This window comes from Aliikangiella maris (genome assembly GCF_040719265.1).
Classification (GTDB): Bacteria; Pseudomonadota; Gammaproteobacteria; order Enterobacterales; family Kangiellaceae; genus Aliikangiella; species Aliikangiella maris.
In genome coordinates, this window is the sequence record NZ_JBFDAH010000002.1 from 36,839 (window position 1) to 50,678 (window position 13,840).

Annotated in this window: 11 protein-coding genes; 9 read left to right on the forward strand and 2 right to left on the reverse strand. The window is 37.8% G+C overall.

Annotated features, from left to right (window positions below):
- Positions 1-189 precede the first annotated feature (189 nt).
- The 8 genes from ABVT42_RS02295 to ABVT42_RS02330 all read left to right on the forward strand — a co-directional run bounded on the left by ABVT42_RS02295 (position 190) and on the right by ABVT42_RS02330 (position 10,326).
- Complete coding sequence (locus ABVT42_RS02295; RefSeq protein WP_353873489.1) at positions 190-2,313, forward strand: alpha/beta fold hydrolase; 2,124 nt, start codon at positions 190-192, stop codon at positions 2,311-2,313.
- 14 nt (positions 2,314-2,327) lie between these two features.
- On the forward strand, positions 2,328-4,463 hold the full coding sequence (locus ABVT42_RS02300; protein ID WP_353873491.1) for an AMP-binding protein: 2,136 nt from the start codon (positions 2,328-2,330) through the stop codon (positions 4,461-4,463).
- A gap of 67 nt (positions 4,464-4,530) precedes the next feature.
- Positions 4,531-6,207 (forward strand): AMP-binding protein, encoded by a 1,677-nt coding sequence (locus ABVT42_RS02305; RefSeq protein ID WP_353873492.1) that lies wholly within the window; start codon positions 4,531-4,533, stop codon positions 6,205-6,207.
- A 56-nt stretch (positions 6,208-6,263) separates the two neighbouring features.
- Positions 6,264-7,073: an acetoacetate decarboxylase family protein gene (locus tag ABVT42_RS02310; protein ID WP_353873493.1), complete on the forward strand. Its 810-nt coding sequence runs from the start codon at positions 6,264-6,266 to the stop codon at positions 7,071-7,073.
- 245 nt (positions 7,074-7,318) lie between these two features.
- Positions 7,319-7,690 carry a hypothetical protein gene (locus ABVT42_RS02315; RefSeq protein ID WP_353873494.1) on the forward strand — a complete coding sequence of 124 codons (372 nt, stop codon included), beginning with the start codon at positions 7,319-7,321 and terminating at the stop codon, positions 7,688-7,690.
- Between the two features lie 74 nt (positions 7,691-7,764).
- Positions 7,765-7,920 carry a rubredoxin gene (locus tag ABVT42_RS02320; RefSeq protein WP_353873495.1) on the forward strand — a complete coding sequence of 52 codons (156 nt, stop codon included), beginning with the start codon at positions 7,765-7,767 and terminating at the stop codon, positions 7,918-7,920.
- Between the two features lie 520 nt (positions 7,921-8,440).
- Positions 8,441-9,232 (forward strand): FRG domain-containing protein, encoded by a 792-nt coding sequence (locus ABVT42_RS02325; RefSeq protein ID WP_353873496.1) that lies wholly within the window; start codon positions 8,441-8,443, stop codon positions 9,230-9,232.
- Between the two features lie 104 nt (positions 9,233-9,336).
- Positions 9,337-10,326: a D-cysteine desulfhydrase family protein gene (locus ABVT42_RS02330; protein WP_353873497.1), complete on the forward strand. Its 990-nt coding sequence runs from the start codon at positions 9,337-9,339 to the stop codon at positions 10,324-10,326.
- 92 nt (positions 10,327-10,418) lie between these two features.
- Here ABVT42_RS02330 and ABVT42_RS02335 read toward each other — a convergent pair whose 3' ends face one another.
- Positions 10,419-10,766: a RidA family protein gene (locus ABVT42_RS02335; RefSeq protein ID WP_353873498.1), complete on the reverse strand. Its 348-nt coding sequence runs from the start codon at positions 10,764-10,766 to the stop codon at positions 10,419-10,421.
- A gap of 73 nt (positions 10,767-10,839) precedes the next feature.
- Positions 10,840-11,910: a mechanosensitive ion channel domain-containing protein gene (locus ABVT42_RS02340; RefSeq protein ID WP_353873499.1), complete on the reverse strand. Its 1,071-nt coding sequence runs from the start codon at positions 11,908-11,910 to the stop codon at positions 10,840-10,842.
- 554 nt (positions 11,911-12,464) lie between these two features.
- Between ABVT42_RS02340 and ABVT42_RS02345 the strand changes: the two genes are divergently transcribed.
- Entirely contained in the window at positions 12,465-13,496 is a 1,032-nt protein-coding gene (locus tag ABVT42_RS02345; protein WP_353873500.1) for a PPC domain-containing protein, read from the forward strand.
- Positions 13,497-13,840 lie beyond the last annotated feature (344 nt).

Here is a 13,840-nt window from a genome sequence, read left to right on the forward strand (position 1 = left end):
TAAAAATTATATAAGACTATCAATTGCATAACTGGATTGACGCGTAATTCAATCCGATTTATTTAAAAAGCATTGATGGTCTTTGATGAATTGATGTTTACAAAAGATATTTACAAAAGACATTTACAAAAAATATTTACAAAAGAGATAACACCCATTAACAAACGATATCATTTTAGGGAAAATGTTATGAAAAGTATTCTGGTCACTGGCGCAACGGGGTTTATCGGTAGCCATTTTATCGTTGAATCACTGTTGCAAACTGATGCAGTAATTTATTGCTTGGCTCGCGATACCCGCATGGCAAAAGCTGCCGATCGTGTCAGCGATGCCATTTATGCGGCAGCTAAAAACAGTGATTATGCAATCGAACAATTTACTGCATTAATAGCGCAGCGGGTTGTCGTGTTAAATGGTGATGTTACCTGTAAAAATCTTGGATTGGACGATGACTTCATTCAAAAAGTTAAACTGGATGAAATCTGGCATTGTGCAGCATTACTTAAATTTAATAAGCGCCTGAAAAACGTTATTCACCATAATACGGTTGGTGGTGCTCGCGAAGTTGTTATGCTGGCACGCTACTGGCCAAATGTTACTTTGAACTATTTAAGCACCGCTTATGTGGCTGGTAATAAAACGGGCAGTATTCCGCAGGCACTCAGCGACGAAGCATTTTCGCCTAATAATGCCTATGAAGAAGCGAAACGTGAAGCAGAAAAGTTAATCGTTGAAGCCCACCAAAAATATGGTGTTAACTATCGTATATTTCGGCCTTCAATGGTTGTTGGCCACTCGAAAACATTTTGTGGTAAAACGGATACAGGATTTTATGGATTAATCACCATTGCTACTCGACTAGGTAATGAAGTTGAAAGCAAATTGAAAGGTTATTTTCATCGCTTCCCCATTAAGTTGCTGGCTGATGCAGCTATCGGAGTTAACTTAATTTATATTGATGATGTCATTAATATTATGCGAACGGTTGCTCAGAGTGATAGCATCAACCAAATTTATCATGTAGCAAACACTGAACAGGTTAAAGTTGATACCTTGCTAGATGCTATTTCAACCGTAACAAATATACCAATGGATATTTGTGCCGAATTAAAACAGCTAGGGCCCTTAGATAATCTGGTGCGCAAACAGGTTGGTGATTTTGAACAATATTTTAAACAAGAATATCGATTTGAAATGCAGGCTGAGTTTGCAACGGCGAGAGCTATCAGTAATGAAGATGTAATGGGATTGGCGCAGGCGTATTATGACCGCTTTGTTCGCGAGGACAAACGCAGTAGCTTGTTTGAGTCGGTACTGGATATCATGCAACCTAAGACTGTTGAAGCACCAGAAGGCACATTAAATTACTATGCAGGCGGTCAAGGTGACGAATATGTGATGATTATTAATGCTTACGGACAAAGTCTGCATTTTTGGAATGATGTTATTCGCACAATATTACCTTTTTATCGAGTGATTGTGTGGGAAATCCGGGGAACTTCGGTATTAGTGGGCGGAATGGATAATGTTTACTCGATTGAAGAGCATGTACAAGATGCGATTCAAATTCTGGATAATGAAAATATTGCAACAACACACGCGCTAGCTTGGTGTACCGGTCCTAAACTGGCAACCATATTAGCTTCGCGTTATCCTGAGCGTTTTAAATCATTGACCTTTGTTACGCCGTGTTTCAAAGGACAAAAAGGCTTTGAGCCAATGGATACCGATTATGAAGCCAATATGCTGCCTTTGTGTCGAGCCGTGGCAAGAGTACCGACCGCCGCTAAATCAATTATTAATTCTATGAGTTCTTTTTTGGCTGACGAAGAGCACGATTTGGATAAATATGAAGTCACCGATGAAAAATCACATGAAAATATTACCAGCGTATTAGGATTAATTGATAAAAACTTAAGACCCTTATTGTTTGCGCCCTTTGTAACTGAAAAAAGTATTCTAAATTACAGCAAGCAGCTAACTGATTTTTGGACACTGGATGTTTCGCAAGAAATTAATCAGGTTAATCAACCCGTCATGTTATTAACGGGTAGTGAAGATAACATTACTTCGCCTGAACTCGGTGTTAAAGTGGGTAAAACTTATCAAAATATTGTGGGCTTTCAAATTGATGGCGGAAGCCATTATATTCATGCCGATCAACACGCACTGGTTTCTGAATTAGTTTTAGACTTTTTGAAAAAAGGAACCCAGGTAGTGCCAATGAATGAAAGAATTGATATTACTATCAATGCAGATAGTAATCTAAATAACTCAGTCTCCAGCAATACAACTGCTGAAGAGTTTGCTTAAAAGGGAGCGAAAAAATGAATGCCTCAAATAATCTGCAAGCAGTCAATAAAGATTACATTCAACAAATTCAGTTTAGCAAAGCTACTGAGTTGTTTGAGTCTGAAAGTATTATTCATGTGATGCAACATCATGTTGAAAATCGAGGAGATAAAACTGCGTTTACTTTGTTATATAACGCCAATAAAGATGACTATGAATTAAGCTTCAATGATATCGATCGTCGAGCAAGGTCATTAGCGGTTACCCTTGGTAAAACGATTAACCCAGGCGATCGAGTAATTCTTGTTCAACCTGATAGTGAAGAGTTTATTGTTTCATTGCTGGGGTGTATTTATGCCAAAATTATTGCCGTTCCGGTTCCTCGTCCAGCATCGAACAAAGATTGGGGAAAAATAAAAACCATATTAGATGATTGTGAAGCTAAAGTCATTGCCTTGGCAAGTGAAGATGCTGAAATTGTTGAAAGCTGGTTAAGTGATCATTATCCGACAGGGCATGTGAGTGTATTAGCGACAGATAAAGTCGGAGATGAACATTGTGATGAATGGAAAATGCCGAGTGTCTCACGTGAGGATATTGCTTTTTTACAATACACCTCAGGATCGACCGGAAATCCCAAAGGCGTGATGATTACTCATGGTAATATTTTGCATAATGAAATGGTGATTCAGGATTTGACGCGTTGTGATGAAAACTCGGCACTAGTTTGTTGGTTGCCACTATTTCATGATATGGGGCTGGTCAGTTTTTTATTTTTAACAATTTACTCTGGTGCAAATTGTGTGCTAATGCCAACCGCAGCGTTTGTACGACAACCATTTCGCTGGTTAAAAGCAATCTCTGACTATCGCGCTTGTTATAGTGGTGGGCCAAATTTTGCTTATGACTTATTGAGTAAGCGTAAACCGAACCAAAAACAGCGTGAATCACTTGATTTGTCTTGTTGGACAGTTGCCGCAAATGGTTCAGAGCCGGTTAGAGCTGAAACGCTAGAAAATTTTTCGGCTGTTTATGAATCTTTAGGCTTTCCTGAAACAGCATTTTGTAATTGTTATGGTTCTGCAGAATGTACTTTGTATATATCATCTGGTGGACATGATAGTGCACCACTCATTGAAGCATTTGATGCTGATTACTTACAAAAGAATCAAATTAAATTGGCTGATGATATGGGCGAGTCTTCAAATAGTTCTATAAAACTGGTGAGCTGTGGGCAAGTTGTTAGCGGCCAGCGAGCGATTATTGTCGACACCGAAAAACAGCAAAAGTGTGCGGATGAGACAATTGGCGAAATCTGGCTGCAAGGTGAAAAGGTTAGCATTTCGCAAGGATATTGGGGAAAGAAAGACGCTACCGCTGAAACCTTTGAAGCCACTTTAGATGGAGAAAGTGGAACGTTTTTTAGAACCGGCGATTTGGGATTTATTCGTAATAATGAATTGTTTATTACTGGACGAGAAAAAGATTTAATTATTATTAGTGGAATGAATCACTACCCGCAAGATATCGAGCAAACCCTGGATAGTATTGGTGGACCTTTGCGGCCTGGTGGTGTTGCTGCGTTTTCAGTACCAACTGCAGCAGGAGAAGTATTGGTTATTGTTCAGGAAGTCAAAAATGCTAATTTGTCTCAGGAAGAAGCCGATGAAATTATTAGTCAGATTAAATTTGAAATTTTTAAGCACCATCAATTGCCGGTAAATGCTGTTTGCCTTATTCGTTCAAAAACAATTGATAAGACTTCGAGTGGTAAAATTCAACGTCGATTAACTCGTCAAAAATGGCTAGATAGACAGTTAGATGTGATATCGGAAATGACAGATGAAAAAGTGAATGCTGAATACGCTCAGCAATTTGAAAAGAATCTTGAAAAAAAACAAGATAGTGCCACGTCTGAATCAGACGCTAAGTCAGCAGCGGTTATCAGTGAATGGTTTATTAACTGGATTCAAACACAACTTAGTGTCTCACGCAATGCGATTGATCCTAAGAAGCCGTTTTCGGATTTTGGTATGGACTCAATGGATGCAACTGTTGCCGCTGAACAATTAACCCAGTGGCTAGGTGGTGCAAAAATTGAGCCTTCAATGTTTTGGGAGTTTCCTGATATTGAGTCGTTATCTAAGTTTCTTGCGGAAGATTCAAAATAATTAATGTGTTATTTAATTGAATGTCAGTGCCAATAAAGGGCGCTGATAAGCAGGGAACTACATAAAAATGAATAATCAAAAAAATAAACCTTGGCTCGACTATTATCCTGAAAAAGTTTCATCATTATTTGAGTTGGATGAGAAGAGTATTGTTGAACAGCTCGCTATAGTTGGTGATAAGCAAAAAAATAATATTGCTTATACTTATTTGGGGGAGGATATTACTTATGAGTATTTTATTCGCCGAGTTGATTTTTTATCACAGTATTTGGAAAAGATAGGTTTAGCCCAAGGCGAGAAGGTTTTTATTTGTTTGCCAAATATTCCAGCGTGTCCATCAATTATTTTTGCTGCTTTACAAATAGGGGCGACAATTATTTTATCAAATCCGCTATCCTCAGAAGACGAACACTTATATCAAGTTCAAGATTGTGGTGCCAAAATGGCTTTTGTGGTGGATGGATTACAACAACGTTTTGAGAAAATTGCACAAGAAACACAACTTGAACACCTGTTTTTTGCTGAAGTTGAGGCGTTGTTTTCAGAACAGTTAAGCAATGAAAATTTGTCTTCGCTACAGCAACCCGTATTAGAAAATAAAAAAGCATATTCATTTAACGATTTAAATGGCTGTTGTACGTTAGCAAGTGGTAAGTACAGCGGTAAAAACAAGTTGAGCCTTATTCGAGATTTGGTGGCGCTCGATAATATTGCGCTCATGCTTTATACCGGTGGTACAACAGGTAAGCCCAAAGCCGTGCAAATTTCTCATCGAAATATAGCGGCAAATGTTCAGCAAGCGCTTGCTTGGCTACCTCATTTAAGTGAAGCTGATAGGGGACTGGCACTATTTCCGTTTTTCTCTGGTGCAGGCTTTACTTCAATTTTGTGTATGTTGATGCAACTTGGCGCCAGTCTGGTCTTAATTGCCCGACCAACGCCTGAATCAATAATGCAGATACTGCAAACAGATAAAATTAGTATTTTTCCTGGTGTACCAACAATCTATAAAGCAATATTAAATGCCAATATTGACCCCCCCCATATATTGGATAATCTCAACTTTTGTGCCTCGGGCGCGGCGCCTTTACCTGCGGCAATTCGCGATGCGTGGAAGGCTAAAACAGGACAAGATATTGTTGAATTTTATGGCATGACAGAAGCAACGGCAATGATGTGCGGTAATCCTTATACCGGGGCAACTAAAGATGTGTGTGTGGGAATGCCTATTCCGGGGACCAATTGTAAAATAGTTGCTGCTGATGACTATCAACAAACTTTGGCCATAGGACAAATTGGTGAAATTTGTATTCAAGGGCCACAAGTTGCGGTGGGTTATTACAATCGTCCCAAAGCGACTTTGGAAACATTTATTGATGGTTGGTTATTGACTGGCGATTTGGGATATATGGATGCTGAAGGCTCTGTTTTTATTGTTGATCGAAAAAAAGAAATGATTATTTCTTCCGGATTTAATGTCTATCCACGTGAAATTGATGAAGTCTTAATTGCACATACCGATGTGGTAGACGTCGCAACGGTTGGCTTTAGTGATGATTATCGGGGGGAATCGATACGGGCTTATATCGTTGCCAAAAATCAACAATTAACCGCTGAAATACTAGAGCGATATTGTCGAGAAAAATTAGCCGTTTATAAAGTACCTAAGCAGTTTGTCTTTGTTGATTCGTTGCCGAAGAATCCTTTGGGTAAAGTGGTTAAACGTTTACTTCCGGCTGTTTAACTTTATCTCTTGTGGAAAGTAACTAACAATTAAAAAAACGATAAAAAGGAATACTTATGTTAACTGAAAATTATGCCGTCCGGGAAAACGAAAGCCTGTTTAAAGGTTATCCTCGTCAACCTCACCCGTTTATGTTGGGTAAGCAGGGTGAACATGAATTTCTTTTCCCGACTTATTTTTATAAGTCGCGATTAATGAGTGCTGGTTTTTTATGTGATTTCGATGTGGCAAAAAAAATGTTACCGCCAGGATTAAGACCACTAAAAGTTTTACCAGGAAAAGCGGTAGTTGGTTTTACCTGTTATCAACATGTACAAATTGCCGAAATGGAACCGTATAACGAAGCGGTAATTTCAATACCTTCTGTCAGGCAAAATGGTACAAAAATTCCTTTTTTACCTCTTTTAATGGAGGAGAAATTTCGTAGCTTTGGACATTATGTTTACCATATGCCAGTTAACTCTCAATTGAATCAGGCTCGCGGTGAATATATTTGGGGGTTACCTAAGGTTGTTGCCGAAGTCAATTTCTTATCGGAAAATGGCATGTCGATATGTGAAGTTAAACAGCATGAACAGCTTGTTTTTAGATTGCGTGTGCCTATGCAAGGTAAAGCAACCAAGTTTGATAGAGCTATGCAGGTGTTTTCTGTTTTAGATGAAAAGTTGCTTTCTACTGAGTCTCGGGTTAATGCCTTAATGCAAATTAACAAGTCGCCGTTTAAGCCTGATTTTGCCCAAGTTGAGTTGGGTGATCATATGGTTGCACAACGCATTGCAGAATTGGGTGAGCTTACACGCTGTATGGAATCACGATACACAGATGATTTGCGCAGCATATTAAGTTTGCCCAATACATTGGTATAGCTGACGAATTGAATAGTTACCATTTTCCTGTTGTAACTGACTTAATTTTACCGAGTTTATTATATTGATTTTTTACCAATAATTTAAACGCGGTGTTATTAACAAATGATATTAATATATTGAGTTTTAACTAGTGATTTTTAGCTAGAGATTTATAGCTAGAGATATGAATTAAACTGTCTTGGCTAAATATATTGCTAAGGCAGAGAGCCTATAACAATAAATTTATTGAGTGGAGAATAGCGATGGGTAAAAGCGCAAAAAGTTTGTTTGTTTTTAGTGTTTATTTATTATTGCTAGGAATAGCTTTAACAATATTGCCAAATCCAATTATTCAATTGTTTAACTTTCCTGCAACCTCTGAGCCTTGGATTCGAACAACTGGTATGTTGCTTATTATTATTACACCCTATTACTTTTATGCAATAAAACATAATTGGTTAGGTTTTTTTCAAGTGACCGTCTATACTCGCGCTTCGGTGATTTGTTTCTTTATTGTGTTTGTTAGTTTAGGTTGGGCAAGGCCAGAACTCATTTTGTTTAGCATTATTGATTTGGCCGGTGCGACTTGGACACAGTTATGTTTAAATGCTGAGCGAAAAAAAGTGTTTGCTTAGTGATTGGGCTTAAATAGAACTATCGCAAACACATTAACTTGAACAGAATTAGAACAGTTTGAAAGGAATATAAAATGCAGTGGCAATGTATCATTTGTGGGTTTATTTATGATGAAGAAGATGGTTATCCCGAAGATGGAATCTCTCCCGGCACCAACTGGGATGATGTTGCCGAAAACTGGTGTTGTCCAGATTGTGGCGCGGGAAAATCTGATTTTGAAATGGCTTAGCAAATATCGCAGTTTAATACTTGCAAATAATTAACTTTGTGTTTAACTAATAATATTGTGTTTTTATTTACTATCAGTTATTGCAAATACTGAATGTGAAAAACTTTTATGTATCTGACATTGCTTGATGTCGGTGCATCACATACCGAGTTATTCCAGCGTAACATAAGAGAGGGACCTCTTTCCTAAACGTTATTCAATATTTGAACCGATATTGAATAATTGATACTGAATAATTGATACTGAATAATTAAGGTACGACTAACCACTTTGTAAATAAGAAATAACTTGGTCCAACCATGATATTTTTATCTATTCAAGTGTTTTTCCAATCTTCTGGCGCTATCTGAATATTTCATCGATAATTAAATAATTTGTATTCTAAACTTATATGAGAGTATCGATTTTTATTCATTCAGTCGACTGAGTAATTTGACGACTAATCGATAAGTGAAGTTAATAAATGAAATCAATAAGTGCAGTCAAACAAAGCGTATTTGATGTCGTTTGAGAGAGACCTATGCAAGATATATATGTTGAAAGTTGGATAGACTTACAAAGAGTGCTGTATGATATACCGATGAATCAGAATAGCCATATGCGGCATCGTTCAGATTTTGCCTATCGTGGCGTTGCAGATCGAAGCTGGCGATTAGAAACCAGTTTATACCGATTAGGTGGTGATTTTACCAAAGTTGAAGGGCCGCTTTTGCGCAGCTTTAAAAAGTATGCGGATGCCGGAACGATTAAAGATGACTCTTTGTGGTCGTTACTGTCAATTGCACAGCACCACGGTTTACCTACGCGTGTACTTGACTGGACGGTTGCCCCTAAAGTTGCTGTGCATTTTGCGACTGTCGAGTATCAACATTTTGACAAGGATGCCGCTATTTGGCGATTAAATATTGCAGAGTCGCGCAAGGTTTTGCCTGATTTCTTACGCGATGTATTGCGGGAAGAACATGCTTTTTTATTTTCAGTTGAAATGCTCAATAAGCATATTGCAACACTCAAAGAGTTTGATACTATTCGCCCAGACGATCCGTTTGTGCTGTTTTTCGAACCACCATCTCTTGATGCCAGAATTATTAATCAATGGGCGTTATTAACAGCAATGCCTAATCCCAGTTTAACTTTGAGTGATTTTTTAGCTGCACATCCTTCTTTATATGACCGAGTCATTATTCCCAAAGAGCTGAAACAAGAAGTTCGAGATAAGCTTGACCAAGATAATGTTACAGAACGTATGCTTTTTCCTGGTTTAGATGGACTATCTCAATGGCTTAAGCGATATTATGGACCTATGTTTTAGTAAGCGAGTATTGAGATAAAAGTTGTCTCAATCAAGGGTTTTTTTGCAGACTGATTTGTCAGTCGATATTGATTAAAATAAATCATCTTCCTAGCGAGGTTAGTATGAAGTTTTCACAATATCCAAAACAGAATCTTGGCTTTTTCCCTACGCCAGTGAGTCATTTGGCTCGATTGAGTTGTGTTTTAGGTGGCCCCGAAATTTTAATGAAGCGTGATGATTTAACCGGATTAGCATTAGGTGGTAATAAAACTCGGAAACTGGAATATATTCTAGGAGATGCAATTGCAATTGGTTGCGATACCATCATCACTGCTGGTGCCAGTCAATCTAATCATTGCCGACAAACGGCCGCTGCCGCAGCAAGTTTAGGATTAGAATGTCATTTGATTTTAGGGGGCGAAGCACCCGCACAAATGAATGGTAATCTATTACTTGATAAGTTATTTAACGCCAATATCCACTGGGGAGGAAAACACCGCAAAGGTGAAGATATTCCGCATTTATTTGCACGGCTACAAGCAACTGGAAAACGCCCTTATGTAGTACCATATGGCGGCTCTAACGAGTTAGGTGCACTTGCATTTGTTAATGCATTGCAAGAATTAGCACAACAAATCGAAGATGACTCTGTCAGTCATATTGTATTTGCGTCGAGTTCAGGTGGTACTCATGGTGGCTTGATGGCCGGTCAATCTTTAACTCGAAAACGCTACCAATTGATTGGTATTAATATTGATAAAGACGAAAATGCAGAAAAACCTTTTCGTGAAGTCATTTGTGAAATAGCCAATCAAGCGGCAACAATTTGTCAAAGTCACGCTCTCTTTTCGGTTAACGATGTCATCTTGCTTGATGACTATGTGGGAAGTGGATATGGTGTGATGAATGATGCAGAAAGAGAAGCGATCGAACTGACGGCACGGTATGAAGGGATTTTACTTGACCCTGTATATACGGGGCGTGCGATGGCAGGATTGATTGATTTAATTCGGCAAAAGCAAATTGGTAAAAATGATAAAGTCTTATTTTGGCATACAGGTGGAGCACCAGCTTTATTTGCTTATGCAGAGCAATTAGGACAATCAAAATAAGTGTAAAGCAGGTCGCTTAATACGCTTTTGGTTAAAAGACAAAGTACAAAAAGCGTATCACTTTACTTAACAGAGGAAAATTAAGCGCTTAACTATTTTTCAGCAGCGATAATCGACACTTCAACCAACAATGAGTCTCTAGCCATTTTTGCTTCAACACAAGCTCGTGCTGGCGCGTGACCTTCGGGTACCCAGGCATCCCAAACTGCATTCATTTCAGCAAAGTAGTCCATGCTTTTAATATAAATCGTTGCAGATAAAATATGGTTTTTATCACTACCTGCTTTTTCTAGTAAACTTTCTACCTTATTTAGCATGGTCTGTGTTTGTTCTGTAATGCCTTTTTCAGCATCTTCACAAACTTGACCGCAAAGATAAATTGTTCCGTTGTGCTTAACAATGCGGCTCATACGAGCGCCTGTTTCAATTCGTTCAATCATTTGTATTCCTGATGAGTTAATCAATAGTTGTTATTTAATTGGTTTTTCGGCGGTAAGTCTATTTTTTATTAAGCTAATTAACTGTACCGCTGAGTATTTGGTGAGTGACCGGTGTGTTTAATCCGATTTTTTCTAGTCGACTTAAGTCAAATGCTGTTGTCTGCAAATGATTTCGCGCTTCTAAAATTCGATAAGGATTATTGACATAATAAAGTAGTCGCCAAGTGACCGCATGATCGCCATTATCGATAACACAGACCTTAGGTTGAGTATCTTTGTTAAGACCAATCTCTTGTTCAATAGCTTTAGTCCAGACTGATAACAAAAATGTTTCAACTTGTTCTGGTGATTGGTCATATCCTATTTTAAAGTCGAGATAATCTTTAAATCCTTTTTTTGAACTGTTAGATATAGTCTCAATAATTGCATTACGTAATTTGCTGTTTGAAATACTGATTTCGTGTTTTTGTACCAGATCTCGAATTTTGGTTTGTGTTAAGGTAATTTGAATAACAACGCCCAGAATATCAAATTGTTTAACACGAATTACTGCGCCGGCTTCGATGGAATCATTATAATGCATAATGAGTCCATTAATCATATCACCTAAAAAATACTCCCGCGCAGCAAATAGAATCAACAGTATTCCCCCTAAGACAGAGGTGGTTTGTAACCAGCTGTTCAAGTTCCAGATATTTATTATGATTAATAGCGCGATTGAACCAACTAAAATTAACCCAATCAGTCCAATAATTTCACTGGCGTAAGACTCACTATGATAAATTTCGCCATCAATTTCTTTATTTTTTCCAAAGCGTTTTATGATGCTGCTTTGCAAGTAATGATAAATAATGTAAGCGACCAGAATGGTTAATCCGGTTTGAGAAATCTGTTGAAGATGCGATATTTCGATTGAAAATACCAGTTCCACCAAACCTGTAACCGCGTAAATTAAGAATAAAACCAGATTAATCGCTCTAAGACCGGTCATTCGATGGTGGTTATTATTTCGGTTTTTGACTCTTTGATTTTTGTTCAGAATATATCCGGCAAATAAAAATACCAGCAAGTTCATACCAATAACTAAATAGTCGAGTAATGAAAAGGGGAGTGAAACCAGTGCTGAGGTTAAACTTTCAAACATGAGATTTCCTGGTAATTTTTTAATTTGCAGGGTTATTTTAAGTTGTTCTTAAAAATAATCAATTCAATTTGCTAAGTTGAATGATACCTTATTTAAGATGTAAACCGCTAATGGTTAGCAAATAATCATTTCTCCTGCTAAGCAGAAAGATTTCATGAACAAGGAATTAATTTAATCAGTATCTTTTGTGACTCTATGACCTGTTGATGATGTCATTTTAAATGCTCAATATTGCCATTAATTCTTGTTTGAGAGTTAAGTATACTCATTGGCGATTGTTTAGAAAACTGTTTGTTAGTTCTCTGCAATCTTATACAAAATTAATTTGAGAAATGTTGGCAAATAACAAAAATCGCTATGAGTCTGCCTTTAAAATATATTTTTAAAAATGTGTTTTCAGTGATGGTGTTAATGAATATTGTAATGACTTATTTTTCACAATAATGCTTGAGTCTCGGCGTTTTGCTTTTTATTAATGTTGTATCACTGTGGTAAATGTTTGGCTAAGTAAATTGGACTTATTTGCTGTAAACTTATACAAGGATACCTAAAAAATGAAAAAACAACCTAAACTAACATTACAACGTTACCAATGTTCATTGGCACGGCTTTTTCGGCTGGTGATTTTTAGTTTGTCAGTTATTTCCCTGCAAAGTATGGCTAGTGTGCCGTTTGAACTTGCATCAGCAGAATATGTCAATCAACCGCCGGAGGTGGATGCTGGCGAGGATATTGTCGTTGGTGTTTCCTGTTTTGTCGATCCCTATGAACTATCGTTAAATGGAAGTGTTTCTGATCCGGAGAATGATAAGGTATCAGTAATGTGGACCGTTGAGAATGGTCCAACGGATGTGGTTTTTACTAACCCTAATTCTGTGGCGACTAAAGCCATTTTAGACTCTTACTTAAACGGTCCATTTCAATTTAAACTGACTGCAACTGATGGTGAGCATTCGGTATCAGATTTAATCACTATTGAAATGCTGCCGACACCAGGAGCGCCGCCACAAGTTTCTGCCGGCGGCAATCATACGGTAATCGTTGATGAAGTATTCGATTTAAATGGACAAGTTTTTGTACCTTGTGAACCGCAAATAGAATGGACTGGCCCTGATGAAGCACAATTTACCAATCGAAGAGAGGCGAATACCCAAGTTACTTTTAGTGCACCAGGGGTTTATCGTCTTACTTTGAGGGAACATAAGTCGGGTGAATATGACATTGCAGAAATTACGGTTAATCCAAAACCGATTGAAGTAACGCCGTTAGAAAATGGCGTGTCGGTTATGGGGATATCTGCTGCCGCTGATGAACCATTATATTATTCGTTAGAAGTAACAGAAGGAGCCTTTGATGTCTGGTTTATGTTGTATGGTGGTTATGGAAATGCTGATTTATATGTTAAGCGAGATGAGCTGCCTGTAACGGATAACTATGACTGCCGGTCAGTACAAATCTATATGAACTATGAGTGGTGTCATATTCAAAGTGATTACTATTCGCCGCTGGTGCCTGGTATTTATCAAGTCATGGTTTATCCAAAAACAGCAATTCGTGATTGGATCTTAAGCCCGAATTCTTACTAATCCATTTTACTTGTTATTGATGTTGTCACTTTAATCATGCAATTCAGAGTCAGTAAGGGTTAACTGGCTTATTTTTGCATGATTTTGCATGACTCTGCCAACTGGCTCATTCGATTTAGTTGGCAGGTTCTAGCGTTTGGGCTCGCGACCCCATTTTGCCCCACCACCAAATGTGATAATCGTTTTCTGACATAAAATGAACTTTTTTAGATAGCATGACGTCTTTTAAATTAACAATAATAGATGTCTGTTATATTTATTTTGATATTGGCTTTTCTGATTAACTTTATTAAAAACCGGTAAAAGTGATTGATATACGAAGAGATTTAAACCAATCTCAAATA

What these genes read in the sequence shown, in the direction of transcription:
- ABVT42_RS02335 (WP_353873498.1), bottom strand. Translation starts at nt 10,766, where the DNA reads ATGATTGAACGAATTGAAACAGGCGCTCGTATGAGCCGCATTGTTAAG.
- ABVT42_RS02340 (WP_353873499.1), bottom strand. Translation starts at nt 11,910, where the DNA reads ATGTTTGAAAGTTTAACCTCAGCACTGGTTTCACTCCCCTTTTCATTA.
- ABVT42_RS02345 (WP_353873500.1), top strand. Translation starts at nt 12,465, where the DNA reads ATGAAAAAACAACCTAAACTAACATTACAACGTTACCAATGTTCATTG.
- ABVT42_RS02300 (WP_353873491.1), top strand. Translation starts at nt 2,328, where the DNA reads ATGAATGCCTCAAATAATCTGCAAGCAGTCAATAAAGATTACATTCAA.
- ABVT42_RS02315 (WP_353873494.1), top strand. Translation starts at nt 7,319, where the DNA reads ATGGGTAAAAGCGCAAAAAGTTTGTTTGTTTTTAGTGTTTATTTATTA.
- ABVT42_RS02320 (WP_353873495.1), top strand. Translation starts at nt 7,765, where the DNA reads ATGCAGTGGCAATGTATCATTTGTGGGTTTATTTATGATGAAGAAGAT.
- ABVT42_RS02330 (WP_353873497.1), top strand. Translation starts at nt 9,337, where the DNA reads ATGAAGTTTTCACAATATCCAAAACAGAATCTTGGCTTTTTCCCTACG.
- ABVT42_RS02295 (WP_353873489.1), top strand. Translation starts at nt 190, where the DNA reads ATGAAAAGTATTCTGGTCACTGGCGCAACGGGGTTTATCGGTAGCCAT.
- ABVT42_RS02310 (WP_353873493.1), top strand. Translation starts at nt 6,264, where the DNA reads ATGTTAACTGAAAATTATGCCGTCCGGGAAAACGAAAGCCTGTTTAAA.
- ABVT42_RS02305 (WP_353873492.1), top strand. Translation starts at nt 4,531, where the DNA reads ATGAATAATCAAAAAAATAAACCTTGGCTCGACTATTATCCTGAAAAA.
- ABVT42_RS02325 (WP_353873496.1), top strand. Translation starts at nt 8,441, where the DNA reads ATGCAAGATATATATGTTGAAAGTTGGATAGACTTACAAAGAGTGCTG.